The 17,359-nt window shown below is 70.5% G+C and carries 20 protein-coding genes and 1 pseudogene; 7 read left to right on the top strand and 14 right to left on the bottom strand.

What is annotated here, in order from left to right; translation table 11 throughout:
- The 3 genes from AOQ53_RS30210 to AOQ53_RS41840 all read right to left on the bottom strand — a co-directional run.
- Window positions 1-754: hypothetical protein (locus AOQ53_RS30210; RefSeq protein WP_059422059.1), on the bottom strand; the 754-nt coding region annotated here is incomplete at its 3' end.
- Complete coding sequence (locus AOQ53_RS30205; RefSeq protein ID WP_059422057.1) at window positions 751-1,155, bottom strand: hypothetical protein; 405 nt, start codon at window positions 1,153-1,155, stop codon at window positions 751-753. The genes AOQ53_RS30210 and AOQ53_RS30205, both read right to left, overlap by 4 nt.
- Before the next feature lie 297 nt (window positions 1,156-1,452).
- A complete protein-coding gene (locus AOQ53_RS41840; RefSeq protein WP_236711862.1) occupies window positions 1,453-1,818 on the bottom strand; it encodes a DUF4253 domain-containing protein in 366 nt (121 codons plus the stop codon).
- A 352-nt stretch (window positions 1,819-2,170) separates the two neighbouring features.
- Here AOQ53_RS41840 and AOQ53_RS30200 point away from each other — a divergent pair, with 352 nt between their 5' ends.
- The 4 genes from AOQ53_RS30200 (at window position 2,171) to AOQ53_RS30190 (ending at window position 5,858) form a co-directional block, all read left to right on the top strand.
- Entirely contained in the window at window positions 2,171-2,857 is a 687-nt protein-coding gene (locus AOQ53_RS30200) for a LysE family translocator (protein WP_059422055.1), read from the top strand.
- A 250-nt stretch (window positions 2,858-3,107) separates the two neighbouring features.
- On the top strand, window positions 3,108-3,872 hold the full coding sequence (locus AOQ53_RS30195; RefSeq protein ID WP_059422052.1) for a restriction endonuclease: 765 nt from the start codon (window positions 3,108-3,110) through the stop codon (window positions 3,870-3,872).
- A gap of 655 nt (window positions 3,873-4,527) precedes the next feature.
- Window positions 4,528-4,668, top strand: coding sequence for a hypothetical protein (locus tag AOQ53_RS44940; RefSeq protein ID WP_167745780.1), 141 nt, complete (start codon window positions 4,528-4,530; stop codon window positions 4,666-4,668).
- A gap of 116 nt (window positions 4,669-4,784) precedes the next feature.
- On the top strand, window positions 4,785-5,858 hold the full coding sequence (locus AOQ53_RS30190; RefSeq protein ID WP_059422049.1) for a TauD/TfdA family dioxygenase: 1,074 nt from the start codon (window positions 4,785-4,787) through the stop codon (window positions 5,856-5,858).
- 341 nt (window positions 5,859-6,199) lie between these two features.
- Here the strand turns inward: AOQ53_RS30190 and AOQ53_RS46715 are convergent.
- From AOQ53_RS46715 to AOQ53_RS30170, 5 genes and pseudogenes are all read right to left on the bottom strand, one after another.
- A pseudogene (locus AOQ53_RS46715) lies at window positions 6,200-6,331 on the bottom strand (succinyl-CoA--3-ketoacid-CoA transferase); the annotation flags it as partial.
- A 41-nt stretch (window positions 6,332-6,372) separates the two neighbouring features.
- Entirely contained in the window at window positions 6,373-7,536 is a 1,164-nt protein-coding gene (locus AOQ53_RS30185) for a M20/M25/M40 family metallo-hydrolase (RefSeq protein WP_059422047.1), read from the bottom strand.
- Window positions 7,533-8,744: a Dabb family protein gene (locus tag AOQ53_RS30180; protein ID WP_059422045.1), complete on the bottom strand. Its 1,212-nt coding sequence runs from the start codon at window positions 8,742-8,744 to the stop codon at window positions 7,533-7,535. The genes AOQ53_RS30185 and AOQ53_RS30180 overlap by 4 nt, the downstream gene beginning before the upstream one ends.
- 21 nt (window positions 8,745-8,765) lie before the next feature.
- On the bottom strand, window positions 8,766-9,293 hold the full coding sequence (locus tag AOQ53_RS30175; RefSeq protein ID WP_059422044.1) for an aromatic-ring-hydroxylating dioxygenase subunit beta: 528 nt from the start codon (window positions 9,291-9,293) through the stop codon (window positions 8,766-8,768).
- Window positions 9,290-10,642, bottom strand: a complete 1,353-nt coding sequence (locus AOQ53_RS30170; protein ID WP_063889011.1) for an aromatic ring-hydroxylating oxygenase subunit alpha — start codon at window positions 10,640-10,642, stop codon at window positions 9,290-9,292. The genes AOQ53_RS30175 and AOQ53_RS30170 overlap by 4 nt, the downstream gene beginning before the upstream one ends.
- Window positions 10,643-10,814: 172 nt before the next feature.
- Between AOQ53_RS30170 and fdxA the strand changes: the two genes are divergently transcribed.
- From fdxA to AOQ53_RS30155, 3 genes are all read left to right on the top strand, one after another.
- The gene (gene fdxA, locus AOQ53_RS30165) at window positions 10,815-11,162 is read left to right on the top strand and encodes a ferredoxin (RefSeq protein WP_408055203.1); all 348 of its coding nucleotides are present in this window, start codon (window positions 10,815-10,817) and stop codon (window positions 11,160-11,162) included.
- On the top strand, window positions 11,159-12,154 hold the full coding sequence (locus AOQ53_RS30160; protein ID WP_059422040.1) for an NAD(P)/FAD-dependent oxidoreductase: 996 nt from the start codon (window positions 11,159-11,161) through the stop codon (window positions 12,152-12,154). Before fdxA ends, AOQ53_RS30160 begins: the two co-directional genes overlap by 4 nt.
- Before the next feature lie 127 nt (window positions 12,155-12,281).
- Entirely contained in the window at window positions 12,282-13,076 is a 795-nt protein-coding gene (locus AOQ53_RS30155; protein ID WP_059422038.1) for an IclR family transcriptional regulator, read from the top strand.
- Window positions 13,077-13,159: 83 nt separating this feature from the next.
- On the opposite strand, the gene AOQ53_RS30150 is transcribed toward AOQ53_RS30155, so the two are convergent.
- From AOQ53_RS30150 to AOQ53_RS30125, 6 genes are all read right to left on the bottom strand, one after another.
- Window positions 13,160-13,516 carry a cupin domain-containing protein gene (locus AOQ53_RS30150; protein ID WP_059422037.1) on the bottom strand — a complete coding sequence of 119 codons (357 nt, stop codon included), beginning with the start codon at window positions 13,514-13,516 and terminating at the stop codon, window positions 13,160-13,162.
- The gene (locus AOQ53_RS30145) at window positions 13,513-14,286 is read right to left on the bottom strand and encodes an HpcH/HpaI aldolase family protein (protein WP_059422036.1); all 774 of its coding nucleotides are present in this window, start codon (window positions 14,284-14,286) and stop codon (window positions 13,513-13,515) included. The genes AOQ53_RS30150 and AOQ53_RS30145 overlap by 4 nt, the downstream gene beginning before the upstream one ends.
- Before the next feature lie 32 nt (window positions 14,287-14,318).
- Entirely contained in the window at window positions 14,319-15,482 is a 1,164-nt protein-coding gene (locus AOQ53_RS30140; RefSeq protein WP_059422035.1) for an amidohydrolase family protein, read from the bottom strand.
- A 74-nt stretch (window positions 15,483-15,556) separates the two neighbouring features.
- A complete protein-coding gene (locus AOQ53_RS30135) occupies window positions 15,557-16,375 on the bottom strand; it encodes a fumarylacetoacetate hydrolase family protein (protein ID WP_059422033.1) in 819 nt (272 codons plus the stop codon).
- Between the two features lie 145 nt (window positions 16,376-16,520).
- Window positions 16,521-16,916, bottom strand: coding sequence for a nuclear transport factor 2 family protein (locus tag AOQ53_RS30130; RefSeq protein WP_201785090.1), 396 nt, complete (start codon window positions 16,914-16,916; stop codon window positions 16,521-16,523).
- Window positions 16,901-17,353 (bottom strand): VOC family protein, encoded by a 453-nt coding sequence (locus AOQ53_RS30125; protein WP_059422031.1) that lies wholly within the window; start codon window positions 17,351-17,353, stop codon window positions 16,901-16,903. The genes AOQ53_RS30130 and AOQ53_RS30125 overlap by 16 nt, the downstream gene beginning before the upstream one ends.
- Between the last annotated feature and the right edge of the window lie 6 nt (window positions 17,354-17,359).

The raw sequence follows: 17,359 nt of genomic DNA, 5'->3' as shown, positions 1-17,359 counted from the left end.
GGGCGGGGCCCGGCTCGGCGGACACTGGAGCGGAAACGGAAGCGGGGGCGGGGGCTGGGACAGGGGCTGGGGCTGGGGCTTTGGGGGCGACCAGCCCCGCGGCGGCCAGGCGGCGGAGTTCGACGAGGGTGTGGAAGGTGCGGCAGGCGAGGGCGGTGGCGATCTGGGCGGCGGTGCGGACGCCGTCGACCTGGGCGAGGGTGCGGCTGCGGCGGGTCGGCAGATCCGCCGGGTCGGTACCGGGGACGCGGGCGAGCGGGGCGAGGTCGATGATGGGTTCGGGCCATATGCGGTGCAGCAGTTCGCGGCGGCGTCTCGACTCGCGCAGGACGGTGTTCACCGGCACGGCACGGACCGCGCCCAGCCAGTGCGAGACTCCGGGGCGGAAGCGGAGCACCGGTCCGTCGTGGGCGAGGACGAAGTACGCCGCGTCGAAGAGGGCCCCCAGGTGGCACAGTTCCAGCGCGCCGGCGGCGAGGTGGCCGCTGTCCACCAGCTGACGGCCGACGCGGCAACGGCGGCCGGCCTGGTCGATGGCCTCCCACCAGCCGTCCGGGGCGAGCGCGCCGCTGTGCGTGAGCAGAGCGCCGATGTCGGGGGTGAGGGCGGATTCGACATGGACGACGTGTCCCGCGGCGAGGTAGACGATCCCCGCCTCGGTGGACAGGGCGCCGCTCGCGCCCTGCGCTGCGAGGGTGCCGAGCAGGGCCGAGGCCGGTTCGTCCGTGCGAGCGGTGCGGGTCGGCGTGGTCATCCGAGCACCAGTCTGTCCGCCATCTCGGCCAGCCGGATGCGGGCGAGGGCGAGGTTGCCCTCGCCGCGGTCGAGCCATAAGTGCAGGAACACGGTGCTGTCGAAGGTCGTGGTGACGAACCTGAGCAGGTGGTACGAGTCGGTGTTCGTGATGATCAGGTCCTGTACGGGTGGTTCCTTGCCGGACACTCCGCCCGCGTCGCCGCCGACCGGGGCGAGCGCGCCGCTCTCCGTGGCGAGGCGGGCGAGTTCGGCGGTCTCCGCGGCCGTCGCCTCCAGGTCGCCGCCCGGGGCGTCACCCACCGCGCCCAGGGCGAGACCGCTGATCCAGTCGACCACCGCCGCCCCTCGCGCACCGGGCAGCCGCATGGCCTCCAGAAGACTCTCGTCAATTCCGGGCACGCCGAATCCCCTCCCCTGCACGGCCGTTCCCGCGAACGTGAGCACGACACTACGGAAAGTACTCGGCCCAGGTGAAGGCTTTGGCATTTTCCAAAGGAATGTGCAGCGGACCAGGCAAGGGGGCGACGGGATCGAACCGAAGCGAACAGGACCCGACCGGCCATGCTCCAGGCCTCGCATCCAGACGCCTGACCTACGCTTCAGCGAGTCGGGGCCCACAATCCGCGCTTCGCCTCGAGTCGCATGTTCGGGGCCTTCGTCGAGTACCTCAGGACTCATGCTGACCACTTGCCGACTCTACTGACACGCCATCAGGTCGAACGCCGGGTTTCTCGCCCGCTCCCTCGGACGCGGGTCACGACGATGCCGAAAGGCCTGCGTACCGGCGCGCACCGACCTCCGTGGTCGACTTCGCAGTTCGATCGCTACCCGTGCTGTCTCCCACGGGTCCGACGGAGGGCTCTCGACCGGGAGAAGGACCGCGGTGGAGTCGAGGTAGCAGATCTGCGCGCCGTATCGGGTCTGCCACTCCCGCAGGACGCCGGCGTGGTCCCGGGAGGAGACGGATTCCGGGCCGGGGAACGGCGTGTGGTTCGGCGCGTCCGGTGCGTCCAGCGTTCCGGGAGACCGGCCGGGTCCTCGGCGGGGACGAGGCAGATCCACTCGGGGGACGCCGTGAAGAACGTCGTGGTTGTCACCGGGTACGTCCGCCCATTCGCATCGGGTCGGTGAGGTGTGGGTAGGTCCTGACTCCGGATACGCCGACGACGTGACCGGTCCATGTACGGCACTGCGCCCGGGCGCCCCGGAGGGTTCCACCGCTGCGGCTGCGACCCGACCGCGTGCGGGCGATCAAAGGCTGTCACGGGGTACTCGACGAGGCCGTCGCCGTCGCCTCGGTGGCCGGTCCACGCACACTGGCGGCGTCACCCGGCCGGGCGCTCCGTGCGCCCGGGCTCCTGGGGAACGGGCCCCGGCGGCGAGCGGTCTCCCAGGGCGGACGAGCGGAGAGCGGATGACGGTCGACTTGGTCGGTTTCCTCGGCGTGGTGCTGGTGGCGTACGTGGTGCCCGGCCCGGACTTCCTTGTGGTCGTCAGATCGGCCGCCGAGGCCCCCTCGAAAGGAAGGGCCGCGGCACTGGGCGCGCAGACCGGGCTGTGCGTGCACATGCTGGCCGCCGCCGCAGGCCTGTCAGTGATCGCCACCCGCTCACCCGTGGTGTACGACGGGATCAAACTGCTGGGAGCGGCCTACCTCGTCCATCTCGGGGTGCGGGCACTGCTCACCGCTCGCCAGGCCGCCCGGAAGCAGCGGCACGCGAACGAGGACGCGGCCGGTGCCCCCCCCCAGGACAGCGCCCACCCGCCCGGGCCGCCGACACCGAAGGCGGGGCCCGTCCCGGGGCGTTGGCAGTCCGGTTTCACCCAGGGATTCCTCACCAACGTGCTCAACCCCAAGGCCGCACTGTTCTTCCTCAGCGTCCTTCCGCAATTCGTCGACGGCCACGGTTCCATGGCCCACCAGATCTTCTTCCTGGGCATCCTCGACATCCTCATCGGCGTCGTCTACTGGTTCGGCCTCGTTGTCGTCGCGGCGCGACTGCGCGCCCTGCTCGCCAGGCCGAAGATCCGCCACCGCTGGGAGCTGACCACCGGCTGGCTGTTCATCGCCATCGGCATCTCGGCCGCCGCCGTCGCCTGACACCGCTGACGCCCACGAGCGTCGACCGGTTGTCGTCCACGCCGGCAGCCGCGGACTCGCCTCCGGTGGCTGCGCCGTGGGCGGCCCCCGGCCATCACGGTGGCGGCGCCCCACCGGTCGTCGGTGATGCCGGGCGTCAGGACGGCACCGCCGAGTGAAGCGTCCGGCGCGGCGGCGGGAACAATGATGGTCGCGATCTTGGGAAGACGGTGGGAGTGATCTTCCCATCGGTCCCACAAGGGGGCATGTCGTGACCGCACCTGTGCGTCGTACACCACCTGCGAACCGCCGGCAGGGCTTCGACCTTCGCTCGACCGCACTGTTCTTCGTCCTTCTCGCTGTGGTCGTGGGCGTCCTGGGTTTCGCGGCCCGCATGGTGGCCGGCGCTCTCGAGCGGCGTCCCGTCTGGGTGTTCGTCCTGGTCGTTGTGGGTGTCGCGGGCTTCCTTGGCCTGCGGCGCCGGTTGCATGTGGCGAGAGCGGCACGGCGGGCCGCGGCAGCGCTCGACGAGGCGGCGAGGGAGGCGGCCGACGAGCTGGATGCTCCCGCGATTCCGCGTCCGCGGCCGGCCGTCGAGGTCGCTGTCGACTACGACGCCCTGACACCCGAGGAGTTCGAGGAGGCGATCGCCGCCCTCTGCGAACGCGACGGCTGCTCTGCCGCCGACGTCGTGGGAGGTGCCGGGGACCTGGGCGCCGATGTCGTGACCGTGGCCCCTGACGGGCGCCGGATCGTCATCCAGTGCAAGCACTACGACGACGCCCACCGGGTCGGTTCCCAGGATCTGCAGCGCTTCGGCGGCACCTGCTTCACCGTCCACGAGGCCGACGTCGCCGTCCTGGTCACCACGAGCGAATTCACCGCGCCGGCGGTGGAGTACGCCGACCAGTGCGGGATCGTGTGCGTGGACCGGGAGACCCTCCAGGCGTGGACGGACGGCACCGGTCCCCGGCCATGGGAGACCGCCCCGGGAGGCTGGGCGGCGAGGTCGGGAAAAACAGGTGCCGAGTCATGAGCCGTGCGGCCAACATGTCTCAACTCTGCGGTGACCTGTCCTGTCCCACTCGGGGTCGCTTGCTGCGTGCTGGGCAGCGGACGAGTGCCGTGGCCCTCAAGCCTGGGCTCCACCCGCTCAGCGGTTCGCCTTCCAGCGGTTCGCCCTCCCCGCAGAGCAGGGAGGGCAGCGACCCTGGAGGCGTCGAGGTGGTCCCGGAAAATCTCCTTTACCGATCCGAGCGCCATCGCGGTTGACCGCCGCACTCCCCAGGACCACGACGTCCACCGGCCTCAGGGCATCGATTTCGACGGTGGGGGCGACCGTTGCCACGACCCGGCTCGCCGCAGCTTCAAGCGGCGAGATGTCCAAGGCGCCAGGGTCGAGCAGATGGAACGGCGTGAGCGTGGCAAGCTTCGGCACGGCCATGTAGACGAGCTCGCAGTCCTCCAGAGCGCGTGCCCATACGGGAAGCTGTGCCTTGTCCGGCACGGCCACGGCCTTGATGCCCCTGGACTTCTTCCACGTGCTGCGTCGGCACCCACCAGGATCTCGGTTCCCGCGCAGCACGACGCGCCCCTGATCACGTACTGAAAATACGAGACGGCATCACGCATATTGACCAGCTCTCGGCTCTCCCCTACGGTTGAGGCACTTCTCGAAAGGACGGGCCAGCATGAGGACAGTCGCCCAGATCGGCGTCCTGCTCGTGTCGTGCGCTGGCCGCCGGACCTACGACGAACCGCTCAGCTACTTCCCGCCCCGGGAGGGACTGCGCCCCGGTACGGCCGCCGGCGAGCCTCAGACTCCCTTCTGAGGGTTCCGAGTGTCGTTCGTCGCCGCGCGACGAGCCCCCTGCCGCACCGCAACCTTCGTCGTCCGTCAGGCCTTCGCCGACGGGCCTTTCATCACATTTTCGAGGAGTGCATCACCATGACCATCACTGTCGGCCTCGAGCCGATCTCCGGACCGTCCGCATGGCGCGGCGACGAACTGTCGAGGTCCACCGAGTGGATCTACGTGCTCAGCGACGCCGAGCGCACCGAGCTGGAGAACCTGGGACGGCGCTTCGTCGCCGACGACGCCGACCTGCGCACCGCCACGGCCGCCGACTACCCCTTCGACGTCTGTCGTGCCCTCAACGACGAGTGCGCCCGCCAGATGGACGCCGGCCGGGGCTTCGTCCTGGTGCGTGGACTGCGCACGGAGGAATACGGCGACACCATGGCCGCGGCCATCTTCTTCGTCATGGGCCTGCACCTCGGCCAGCCGATCGGGCAGAACCAGAGGGGTGACCTGCTCGACCACGTGATCGCCACGTCGAACATGACGCTGTCCGACGAGGGCGCGCTGCCCTCCCGCGTGCGGGACCGGCTGCCGTTCCACTCCGACAGCTCCGATGTCGTCGCGCTCATGTGCCTGCGCGGCGCCAAGGAGGGCGGAGCCTCCAGCCTGGTCAGCGGCACCACGATCTACAACGAGATGCTACGCCGTCGGCCGGATCTCGCTCCGCGGCTCTTCGACACCTACCACTGGGACTGGCGGCGCCAGGACCCCGACTCCCCTGAGCTGACGTACACCTCGCCGATCATCAGCTACGTCGACGGTGTCTTCAGCACCTACGCGGGCAGCTCGATGATCTTCAGCGCGCAGGAGTACGACGGGGTGCCGCAGCTGACGCTCGAACAGGCCGAGGCCATCACCCTCTTCGACGAGATCTCGCAGGAGCCCGGCCTGCCGATCGACATGGACTTCCAGCCGGGGGACGTGCAGTGGCTGCTCAACTACGCCGCGCTGCACTCGCGCACCAGCTACATCGACCACCCCGAGCCGGAGCGCCGCCGGCACCTGCTGCGTCTGTGGCTCAAGCGCGACGTCGGCCGCCCGCTGGCCCCCGAATTCGGCAAGCACGTCGTCGAAATGGGTGAGCCCACCACACCGCTGGTACCCGGCGGCCGCTTCCACATCGCCGACGCCGTCACGGTGAACGACGACTGGGGCGTGTGACACCGTCCCCTCTCGGTACGGTCGGTCATTCTCGTCGGCGTCCGCGGCTGAGTCCGCCGAACGCCGACGAACTCCACCAGCCGGTTTCGGTGAGGGTCGTGGTACGGCCCGGGAGAACTCCCGACCGCCGCAGCCATTGCGGCATCTGGCTGCGGCGGTTGTCTGCCGTGGCGAAGAAGTCCGCGAGAGCACCGGGTCGTCGGGGCTGCGCACGCCGAACGGCGCCGCCCTGCTCGCGGGTCTTACGGGCGCTGCTGTCGCCCCTTACGGAGGGTGTCAGCGGGTGAAGGCGGGGATGCGCACCTCCACCGCCATCCTGGCGGTGACCTCCTCGGCGGTGCCCGGCGGGCACCGTGCACGAGGTCCATGACTGCCGATACCGGCCGGCATCTTGCCGGAACCACCCCGTCGGCGAGGTCGCCGCGCTCCGAGACCTGCATGGCGCCGAGCACGGCCGCGTCGATGCGGCCGCCGCCCGCGCCCGTTGAAGCACCGGATCCGGTAACCGCCCGGGCTACGCCGGCAGTTCGGTCAACAGCCTGCGGTAGATGCGCGCGTATGCCGCGAGCTGCGCCAACGACAGTGCGTCGCGACGCGGATCGTCGGCGGCCGGCTGCGCCTGCGGGCCGAGGCGCACGGTGTCGACGCCGCGGGCGCGCAGGACGACGCCGTCGGTGGACCCTGTCCAGCCGGTGATCGGCGGCGGCTGCGCGCCGAACTCGTCGCGCCAGGCCGCACGGGCAGCGGTCACCACCGGGGCGTCGGCCGACGTGGCCGCGGCCGGCGCGACCGACTCGGCCTCCACATCGACCGTGCAGTCCCGCAGCACCGACTCCGCGCACCGCGCCCGCAGCCGGTCGGTCAGCTCGGCCGCCAGCACGGCCGGTTCCACCCGGTCACCGGCGACGACGTACAGATCGATCCGCAGCTGGGCCGGCAGCAGGTCCGGCTTGTCCGGCCATCCCCCGCTGATCGCGCCGATGCCGCACGCCCTGCCGGTCTGTCCCACCCGCGGGTCGGCCGCCAGGTAGTCCGTGCGCCAGCGGGCCAGCTCGTCCAGGACGACGCCGGCGTGGGCGACCACTCCCCCGGTCGGCTTGGCGGACTCCGCCGCCATCGCGGCCCCGGCGCGGCCGGTCACCCGGACGGTCAGGTAGAGCGCGCCCGGCTCGTGCCACAGCAGCGTGGGCGGGCCGCACTTGGCCACGATCGCCGACCGCGGAAGCGGGTACGCGTCCGCGTAGGCCTCCAGGCCGGTGGTTCCGCCGTCGCGGCGGTGCGTCCCCGAGCCGGCGAGCAGCAGCCGTCCGGAACCCGCCTCGGCGAACGCGACCAGCGCGGCGGCCGCCGGCCCGCGGGCGACCCCGAGACCGAAGCCGGCCACCGTGTCGTCGTCCGCGGTGAGCGGGCCGACCGGTGCGGCGTTGCCGGTGACGAGCCGGTACGACGCGTCGCCGTCGTCCAGCGACGTGTCGAGGTGGGAATACAGCAACGGACCGGCCCCGTGGGCGGCGAGGAGGCTGCCGCCTACGGGGCCGTGCTCCAGCACCTCCCACTCGACGTGCGGCCACCGGTCCGCGCACCAGCCGCGCAACCTGTGGGCCGCCGTCCGCTCCTGACCGCGGGGGGCGGGGGTCGCGTCGAGCCAGTGCAGGACGTCGAGCAGCTCGTGTCTCAAAAACGTCCCCAGTCGTCGGCGGCCGGACGCCACACGTCGATGTTGCGCGGGTCGGCCGGCATCCTGCGGGGCCGGTGCGTCTCGTGCTCCTCCGGCGTGAACACGCGGTGCCGGTCGCACAGTTCGTACCGCGGGCCGAAGCGCGTGTCGTGCAGGTAGAACGCGATCGACGTCGAGGCCGAGTGGTTGACGATGTCGGACGCGATCGGCGCACCCTTGTACAGCGCGCGGGCGCGCATCCGCATGACGTGGTCGAGGCTCTTCATCGCGAAGCACAGGTGCGCGGTGAAGTGCTCCTTGTTCTTCTGAATCGCGAGGCTGTGGTGGTAGCGGTCCTCGCAGCGGAAGAACGTGGTCGAGCCGACGACGTAGTCGGAGGGCAGGAACTTCAGCACGTTCTGGTAGAAGTCCAGCGTCTCCTCGTACTTCGCGGTGGCGATGAAGGGGTGCACCAGGTCGAGCGGCCGGATCTCGATGTGCGGCGGCTCGGCGTACTCCTGGAACTCGGTGAACAGCTCGACGACGAGGCCGTTGGGGTCCTTCACCGCGAAGCCGTTGTCGCACAGCGCCTGCTGCCGCTCCTGAAGGTCCAGGATGTCGAGGCCGGCGTCGGCGACGCTCTTGCGCAGCTGTTCGAGGACCTCCTCGCTCTCCACGCTGTAGCCGACCGCGGTCGTCCAGCCGTCGGTGCGCTCGGGCGCGTGGATCAGCTCGATCGCGTGGTGCTCGATGTCGGCGCGCAGGTAGGCGTACTCGTCCGTGCGCTGCTCCAGTTGCAGCCCGACGTGGTACTCGAGGAAGTCGATCGTGGCCTGCATGTCCGGAACCTCGATCCGGGCGTACTCCATGCCGTACGGGCCGTGCGGGCGTGTGCTCACCGGCGGTGTCCTTCCTGTGGTGAGCGACGGACGCTCGGCGTACTCGAACGAGGTGATGGCCTGCCGGTCGATCACCGGTCGCCAGCGCGTGCGCACGAAGCTCTCGTGGGACTCGCTGCCCAGATAGGCCAGCAGATCGTCCTGGCTGTCGAAGTCGACGGCCATCGTGTGGGTGAAGGACCGGTCGCGGGTGCTGATGTTCTCGCCGAGGACGAAGCCGCGCATGGCCGGGTACCGGTCCGGGAAGGTGCGCAGCTCGGCCAGTACGGACTCCCGCGTGGCCTGGTCGGCTCCGTCGGCGAAACGGAAGGACAGGGTGTGTCGGATCATCGGGTCACCTTCCACCGCCGACTAGAGGATGAAGCTGAGCCGGGCGCCTGCCGCCAGCGACTCGTGGCCGAGGATCGAGCGCCGCAACCGGAAACGGAGTCCGTCCCCGGTCGGCACCAGCAGGTGGTCGTACCACCCGACGTAGGCGTCGAAGTGCCCGTCGCGGGCGCGGTGCACCACGAAGGACGCCGCCACCCGGAAGGAGTCCTCCGTGTCCCCCTCGGACAGCCGCACGTTCGACACCAGCCGGTGCGTGCGCGAGTGCGGGTTCTCGGCGTGCGCCTTGCGGGACTTCAGGCGCTTGACCCGCGCGTTCAGCAGGTCCCAGTCGTCGTCGACGAACGATCCGGTCTCGTGCGGGGACCAGCCGGGGCGGTGGTCGGTGGTCGGGATCTCGTAGCGGGCGCCTGGTTCGAAGAGGGCAAGCCAGCCGTCGTAGTCCCAGTGGTCGAGGATGTCCGCCTCGGCGTAGAGGAAGTCCTCCACCTCCTGCCGGGTGACGGTACGTCCGGCGCATCGCACGGCGCCGCGGTTGACGATCGCGCTCATCGCACGTCCCTCCCCGCCAGGAAGGACGCCGGTCGCTCGCCGTTGACCTCGATGCCGTCATCGAGCCCGGTGGCTTCGATCCAGTGCCGCCAGAAGCCCCGCATCGCGCCTTCGTCGATGGACCTGCCCTGCACGCCCTTGGCCTCGTCGGCCATGCCGCGCGACATGTCGCTGTAGTCCAGTTCGGGCGCGGCGGTGCCCGCCGTGGCCTGGATGCCGCGCTGGACCGCCTCGTACGCCTCGATGTCGTCCGGCGTCGCGAGCCCGCCCGGGCCGACGAAGCTGACGACCGTCTTCATGCGCAGGGCGCGCGTGTCGGGGTCCTCGTTGCGCGGGACGAGCTGCCAGGCACGTACGTCGGTCTGGTCGGGCGCCACCGGCTCCAGCTGCCGGATCGACAGCCCCTCGATGTCGAACAGCAGCAGGTTCGGGAACACGAACAGGATGTGGCTCTCGTCGGCCACGTAGTGCGCCCGCTTCTCCCCCAGCCGCTGTGTCATCTCGGCCCGGTGGGCCTCGGTACGGACCCGCTCGTCCTCGCCGAAGCGCGGTTCCCAGATCATGCTGATCCGTCCGCCGTGCCCGGTCAGGACCAGCAGCCCGTGGCCGTTGCCGAGGTTGTAGGCGTACTGGTTGTCGTCGGTGACGGCGTAGCCGCTCTCCCGCAGGTAGCCGACGAACGTGTTGTGCGTCGGCGCGAAGTGGTACCCGTCCATGGCGTTCTCGACGGCGAGTTTCCAGTTGCCGCGCACGCTGTAGAGCTGTGTGCCGGGCAGTGTGGTCATGCCGCCGGCGTGCTGCTGCTGGATCATCGTCATGTAGTCGGCCGCGTCGCCGAGGTACTCGAGCAGCGGTGGAACGTCGGGGTCGAAGGAGACGAAGACGAACCCCTCGTGGGTCTCCAGGCGCGGCACGCTACGCAGCCCCATCGACGCCCGGAACTCGTCGCTCGACTCGTACGCCCCGGCGTCGGGGATCGCGGCGACCTCGCCGTTGTTGCGGAACGTCCAGGCGTGGTAGAAGCACTGGAAAAGCCTGGTCGAGCCCTCGTTCTCGCGGCACAGCACGGTGCCGCGGTGGGGGCAGGAGTTCAGGAACGCGTGCACCTCGCCGGCAGTGTCCCGGCAGAAGATCAGCGGCCGGCCGCCGAGCGTACGGACCTTGAAGTCGTTGGGGTTGGGGATCTCCGTCTCGTGCCCGAGGTAGAGCCAGGTGTGCATCCACACCCAGCCGCGTTCCCGGGCGAAGATCTCCGCGCTGCGGTAGGCCTCGCGGTTGACCCGGAAGGTGAGCTGGTCCCAGTCCTCGACGATCATCGGCGCTGGGAGGGTCCGGGGGTTGCTTCCCATGGGGAGTTTGCCTCTCACAAGTCCCGACCCGAGTGGCGTGCTGTGAGACGCCATCTCGTATGTCGCATCAGAGTCCCCCAGCATTCTCAAGGTGTCAAGCATTCGTCTCGCGGTTGACACCCCGGCCCGGCACAGTCATCATCCTGTTCCACATTGAAATACACCGTCTCGCATGCTGTGCGACCGTGTGAAGGGCAACAAGCTCGTGCCGTACGTCATCACGCAGGCCTGCATCGACGTCATGGACAAGTCGTGCATGGAGGAGTGCCCGGCCGACTGCATCTACGAGGGCGACCGGATGCTCTACATCCAGCCCGACGAATGTGTCGAGTGCGGGCGCTGCGAACCCGTCTGCCCGCAGATCTCGATCTTCCATCACGAGGACCTGCCGGAGCAGAGCAAGCAGTTCGAGCGCATCAACGCCGAGTTCTTCACCCTCGGCACCGAACCGCTCGGCTCGCCCGGCGGGGCACGCAAGGTCGGCAAGGCCGGCCACGACCACCCTGAGGTGGGCGCGTGACCGGCCTCCCGGCCACGGACGCCGGCCCCGAGGCCTCCGTCGACCTGCTCATCATCGGCGCCGGCCCTACGGGGCTCTACGGCGCGTACTACGCCGGCTTCCGCGGCCTGAGCGTCGCGGTCGCCGACGCCCTGCCCGAGGTGGGCGGCCAGATCGCCGCGCTGTACCCCGAGAAGTTCATCTACGACGTGGCCGGCTTCCCCGCCGTCCGCGGCCAGGACCTTGTGGACCGGCTGGCCGAGCAGGCCGGGCGGTGGAACCCCGCCTACCTGCTCGGGCACGGGGTGACCCGGCTGGACGACACGGGCGAGGGCATCGTCGCCACGACCGACGCCGGCGCGCGGATCACCGCGGGCGCGGTGCTCGTCTGCGGCGGGATCGGCAACTTCATCCCCCGCGAGCTCCCCGTGGGCTCCGAGTACCTGGGCCGGGGGCTGCGGTACTTCGTGCCTCGGCTGAACGAGCTCGCCGGACAGGACGTCGTCGTGGTCGGCGGCGGGGACTCCGCACTGGACTGGGCGCTGTCACTGGAGCCGATCGCCTCGTCGGTGACGCTGGTGCACCGGCGCACGCGGTTCCGCGCCCACGAACGCACCGTCGAGCAGGTGCACGCGTCCTCAGTGCGGGTCCTGACGCCCTACGAGGTCGAGAAGATCTCCGGTGACGGTACGGTGTCGGAGGTCGTGGTCGCGAGCTCCGACGGCGACCCGATCACGCTGCCCGCCCAGTCCGTCGTGGCCGCGCTCGGCTTCATCGCCGATCTCGGCCCGATCGAGCAGTGGGGGCTGGAGCTGCGCCGTCGGCGTATCCTCGTCGACCCCACGATGCGCACCAGCCGGGAGCGTGTCTTCGCGGCCGGCGACATCGCCGACTACGACGGCAAGGTCAGCCTCATCTCGATCGGCTTCGGCGAAGCGGCCCTGGCCGTCAACCACATCGCCGCCCTGCTCGACCCGGCATGCTCGATCACGCCGGGGCACTCCTCCGAGTGAAGCCTCAGCACCGCTGAGAGTCCCGAAACCCTTCACGCCCGACTGCCCTGCGCCTTACCATTACTTTATTCGATACGGCGTTTCGTTTAGTGTCTTATGACCGACTACGAACAGGAGCGAGGAATCCATGCCCACGAAGGCGCGCGGCACCGGTGAGCAGGACGGCCCGGACAGGACAGCGCCGACGATCCAGACGGTGCAGCGTGCGGCGCTGATCCTCGGCTCGTTCACGGTCGGCAAGCCGCACATGAGCCTCAACGAGATCACCGCGCGTCTCGGGGCGAGCAAGGCGACCGCGCACCGCTACACGAAGGCGCTGCGGGCGGCGAACCTGCTGCGGTACGACGAGCGCACCTCGCTGTACTCCCTCGGCCCTCAGGTGCTCACACTCGCCACGGCCGCGCGTGCCGGCCTGCCGATCGTCGCCGCCGCCGAGCCGTACATGGAGGAACTGGTCAGGCGCATCGACGAGACGATCGTGCTGTCGGTCTGGGACGGCGAGTCGGCGACCGTGGTGCGTTCGGTGGACAACACCGACCACATGGTGCGTATCAGCGTCCGGGTCGGCTCGCGCCTGAACCTCACGTCCTCGGCACAGGGACGCGTCTTCCTCGCGTTCCTGCCCCCGGAGCAGGTACCGACGCTGCCTCGCGCGGTCCGCAAGTCGGCCGAGCTCACCGAGGAGCTGGAAGCCATCCGGAAGCACGGCCTGTCGGTCAACTCCCCCACGGTCAACGGGGTCCGCACGGTCGCGGCGCCGATCTTCGAGGGCGACACGATCAGCGGAACGCTGGCGATCGTCGGCACGACGGCGACCGTTTCCGACGATGTCACGTCGCCGATGGCCCAGGCGCTGCTGGAGACCGCCCGCGCGTTGTCGCAGCGGCTGGGCACCTCCGAAGACGGACCCAACGGCGGCTGACCAGTCGCGGCGCCCGCATGTCGTCCGGCCCCCACGGGATTCCCGTGTGGGCCGGACGCGTACGTGGTGAGCCCGTACGCCGGTCAGGGCAGCAGGTCGGCCCGCGGCGGGACGAAGAAGTCGATGTTCACGCAGGGGGTTTCCGTCGGCTCCACGTAGTGCTCGCTGCCGCGGGGAACGAGCAGGAACGATCCGGCACGCATGTCGTGCGCGACACCGTCCACGTAGTAGTTCGCACGCCCCTCGGCGATATGGACCAGCTGGTCGAAGTCCTCGTGCCGGTGCGGGTTGAGCGTCATGCCGGCCTCCAGCTCGTGGTGGCAGATCATCACCTCGTCCGTCGCGTAGACGCGACGGCGGACGCCCGCCCGCACCTGGGTCACCGGCAGCTCGTCCCAGTTGACGACGGTGCTGAACAGCGCTGCGTTGCGTGTGCTCACTGGTTTTCCTCTCCGGCGGCCGCTCTCAGGCCGGCCGCCAACATCTGCAGGTCCGAGCCGACGACCAGGTAGCCGGCGTCGCCGAGGCCCAGGTCCGCCGCGGCGCCCCGGGTCGGCGCCCAGCCGCCGAACGCCACCGCCGCGGAGCGGGCCGCGTCCCTCACCCGATCGACCGCGGCGCGCAGCACCGCCGGGTCCGCCGGCAGACCGAGGTCGACCGCGAGGTCGGTGCTGCCGACGAAGCACACGTCGAGAGCGGCGAGGAGATCCGGCAGCGGATCCGTCCGCGCCGTCTCGATCTGGCCGACCAGCACCGGCGGGTCGTCCTGCTCGGCTCGCAGGAATCCGGCCGGCGGGACCGCACCGAACCGGGCGGCCCTGTTGGCCAGGCTCACCGACCGGCGGCCGGCCGGCGCGAACCGGGTCGCCGCCACGAGTGCCTCGGCCTGGTCGACCCGGGTGAGCATGGACAGCTGGATTCCCGCCGCCCCCGCCTCCAGCAGCCGGTTGACGGCGGCGGCGTCCACCTCGGGCACGCGGACCAGGGCCGGCAGGCCGCACACGTCCGCGTGACGCACCAGGCCGACGGCGTCCCGCTCGGTGAGGGTGGAGTGTTCGAGGTCGACGACCACGAACACGAACCCGGCCGCCTCGGCCAGTTCCACCACGTCGGGCGACGCCAGCTTGACGAACGTGCCGACGGCTGGTCCCCCGGCCGTCAGGGCGGCTCGCAGTTGGCGCCGCAGCAGATGGACGTCACCAGCGGTCATCGGATCCTCCCCGGGCGGAATGTGTGGGTGTGTCAGGCCGGCCGCAGGCCCCGCCACGGCACGATGTCGACCTCGGTGCCGCCGTGCAGCACCACGGTCGGTTCCAGGCGCGGCGCGACGATGGTGTTGCCCGCGGCGTCGGGCAGGGTGACCTCGTCGGTCCAGTCGACGACCGTGACGTCGGCCCGCCCGCCGACCTCCAGGCGCCCGTAGCCCTCGGCGTCGAGCCCGAGCAGCCGGGCCGGCGCGACGGTGGCCCGCCGGACGCACTCCTCGAGCGGCGCGCCGAGGGCGACCAGCTTGGAGATGCTGGTGAGCAGGTCGAACACCGGGCCGCGCCAGTTGCGCGCGCTGGTGTCGGAGCTGAGGACGTCGGGCAGGAAGCCGTCGGCGATGGCGCGACGCGCCACCTCGAAGCTGAGGTTGCTCTTGCCATGGGCGGAGTCGAACAGCACGCCGCGCTCCCGGGCCTCGGTGACGGCGGGCTGCACGCGGTCGCCGTCGAGGATCCCGTGCGGCTTGCCGGTGTAGCAGTGCGCCACGATGTCGCCGGGGCGCAGATAGTCGAGGACGACGGGCAGCGGCTCCGCGGTCTCGCCGATGTGCAGCATCAGCGGGAGACCGGCCTGTTCGGCCAGCGCCACGGACTTCTTCAGCAACGGCTCCCAGTTCTCTCCGACGACGTCCTCGGAGAGGCGGATCTTGAAGCCGCGCACGATGTCGGGGTGGGCCTCGGCGGTGGCGAGCGCGTCCTCGGGGACCAGGGTGTCGGGGTTCAGCAGCTCGCCGAACCGGAAGTCGATCAGACCGAGCACCGAGACGTTGAGGAAGTTGACGATGCGCAGCGGGTTCGCCTCGACCACCAGCTTGCGGAAGGCCGCGAAGGTGGAGGCGCCGGCCGTGCCGGCGTCGGCCGCCGCGACGACGCCGCGGCGCAGGTGGGCCTCCTCGGCCGGGGCGCCGACAGCGGAGACGTACTGGAAGATGTGGGTGTGGCCCTCGACGAGGCCCGGCAGCACGGTGGAACCGGTGACGTCGATCGTGCGGGCCGCGTCGGCCGCCAGTCCCTCCCCTATCGCGGCGATGCGGTCACCGGTGACCGCCACGTCGAGCCGGGCGTTGGTGCCCGACGCCGGGTCGATGACGGTGCCGCCGGCCAGGACGAGGTCGTAGGACGACTCGGAGGAGTTGGACATCGCTGTGGGCTCCCAGGGAGTGAGGGACGGTCGGCTGACCGGCTTGGTCTACGGGGTGGTCGCACGGGCAGGCGTCACGCGGGACGCACCACGCGGGTGACGAGGGGCAGCACGCCGTCGACCTCGACGCGTATCTCGTCGCCGTCGGCGAGGAAACACGCGCGGTCCTGGCCGGTGCCGGCCGGGGTTCCGGTGAGGACGACGTCGCCGGGTTCGAGTGCGGTGAACCACGACAGCCTGCTGAGCAGATCGGGGATCGGGAAGATCATCCCGGCGCTCGTGTCGTCCTGCAGGAGTTCGCCGTTGACCCGGGTCCGTACGCGGATCGCGTCGCGGTCGCCGAGGTCGTCGAGGGTGCGGAGCGACGGGCCGAGGGGCGTGAAGCCCGGGTAGCTCTTGGCCAGGGCGGGCACGCCGGTGGTGCGCATGACATCACGCGCCGTCATGTCGTTGGCCGCGGTGATACCGGCGATCGCGGGCCAGATCTCCGACTCGCCCGCCTGGTACAGCCTGCGCCCGACGACGACCGCGATCTCCCCCTCGTAGTCGGGTTCGGTCACGGTCTGCGGGAACATCACCTGCGCGCCGGTTTCCGTCACGGCGGACGACGCGGCCAGATACAGAATCGGTTGCTCGGGCAGTTCCCGGCCGGTCCGGGCCGCCTTGGACTCGAAGTTGAGCCCGACGCCCCACACCGCGCGGGGGCGGCCCAGGGGCGCCCTGAGCGTGACCTCGTCGAATGAGACGCGCCGGCACACGGCGCGGGACGCCAGGCTCAGCAGTGAGCCCTCCTGCTCGAGGACCGCGCCGATGTGCGGGAAAGGCGTGTCCAGCAGGGCGATGGCCCCACCCTCGATCCGGCCCAGGCCGGCCTGTGTCGTCACCACTTGCATGACGGCATCTTTCAATGCGAGACGGAGCCGTGTCAAGCAATGCGAGACGCCATCATGCCAAGCGATATGCGAGCCGTAAGCTGATACGCCGACACCCCGTCCGCGCGAAAGGCGGACGGGGTGTTCAGGAGGCTGTTCCGGGGAGTCAGGCGAGCTGGCGCCGCACCTCGCCGCTGTCCCAGTAGTCCGTGCGGCGCGTGATGAGACCGCCGGCGACGGTGAACAGGAAGACCCCGCGGACGCGCACGGGACGGTCGCCCGCCGAGCGCATCCGGAACGTCATGACGTACGGCACCGCGGCCGACTCGCCGTCGACGAGGAATCGCTCGGGTGCGTAGTGCAGGTCCCCGAAGTTCTCCAGGAACCCGGTCAGCGCAGCGCGGTACTCGGCGCGGCCCCTGCGGCTGATTCCCGTCGACGACGTGTGTTCGTTGACGAAGTCCTCGGCCACGCAGGCGGCCACGGCGTCGGCGTCGTGCGCGTTCAGCGCCGCGAGGTACGCCTCGACCGCGGCGCGGGTGTCTTTCAGTGCGAACCCCACTTCTCGCGAACGGTGTCGAAGACCCGCTGGTCGTGGGAGATCTCGACGACGTTGCCGTCGGGATCCTTCAGGGCGCAGATGTAGCCGATGGGATCGGGCATCTGCCGGGGCTCCCAGTGCAGGCAGCCGAGCTCGCGGGCCCTGTCCGCGAGCGCGTCGACGTCCTCGCGCGCCGGCACCTCGATGCCGAGGTGCGCGAACGGGTGCAGCAGGCCCTGCTGGTTGCCCTTGTCCTTGTTGAACGACACCAGGACGAGCACGAACGGCGTCTCGACCTGCTTGTCGTTGGAGAGCCAGACGCTCTCACCGTCGGCGTCCTTGAACCGCTCGACCACGACCAGGGGAGTCAGCGAGGTGTAGAACGCGATCGACTTGTCGAGATCGCCGGTGGGCAGCGCGACATGAGTCCAGCGGGCCGTGGTAAGACCGGTGGCCACGGTACC

It is taken from the genome of Streptomyces azureus (assembly GCF_001270025.1).
Taxonomy (GTDB): Bacteria; Actinomycetota; Actinomycetes; order Streptomycetales; family Streptomycetaceae; genus Streptomyces; species Streptomyces azureus.
This window is presented reverse-complemented; position numbering and strand designations above follow the sequence as displayed.

What these genes read in the sequence shown, in the direction of transcription:
- AOQ53_RS30200 (WP_059422055.1), top strand. Translation starts at nt 2,171, where the DNA reads ATGACGGTCGACTTGGTCGGTTTCCTCGGCGTGGTGCTGGTGGCGTAC.
- AOQ53_RS44940 (WP_167745780.1), top strand. Translation starts at nt 4,528, where the DNA reads ATGAGGACAGTCGCCCAGATCGGCGTCCTGCTCGTGTCGTGCGCTGGC.
- AOQ53_RS30190 (WP_059422049.1), top strand. Translation starts at nt 4,785, where the DNA reads ATGACCATCACTGTCGGCCTCGAGCCGATCTCCGGACCGTCCGCATGG.
- AOQ53_RS30180 (WP_059422045.1), bottom strand. Translation starts at nt 8,744, where the DNA reads ATGATCCGACACACCCTGTCCTTCCGTTTCGCCGACGGAGCCGACCAG.
- AOQ53_RS30175 (WP_059422044.1), bottom strand. Translation starts at nt 9,293, where the DNA reads ATGAGCGCGATCGTCAACCGCGGCGCCGTGCGATGCGCCGGACGTACC.
- AOQ53_RS30170 (WP_063889011.1), bottom strand. Translation starts at nt 10,642, where the DNA reads ATGGGAAGCAACCCCCGGACCCTCCCAGCGCCGATGATCGTCGAGGAC.
- fdxA (WP_408055203.1), top strand. Translation starts at nt 10,815, where the DNA reads ATGCTGTGCGACCGTGTGAAGGGCAACAAGCTCGTGCCGTACGTCATC.
- AOQ53_RS30155 (WP_059422038.1), top strand. Translation starts at nt 12,282, where the DNA reads ATGCCCACGAAGGCGCGCGGCACCGGTGAGCAGGACGGCCCGGACAGG.
- AOQ53_RS30145 (WP_059422036.1), bottom strand. Translation starts at nt 14,286, where the DNA reads ATGACCGCTGGTGACGTCCATCTGCTGCGGCGCCAACTGCGAGCCGCC.
- AOQ53_RS30140 (WP_059422035.1), bottom strand. Translation starts at nt 15,482, where the DNA reads ATGTCCAACTCCTCCGAGTCGTCCTACGACCTCGTCCTGGCCGGCGGC.
- AOQ53_RS30135 (WP_059422033.1), bottom strand. Translation starts at nt 16,375, where the DNA reads ATGCAAGTGGTGACGACACAGGCCGGCCTGGGCCGGATCGAGGGTGGG.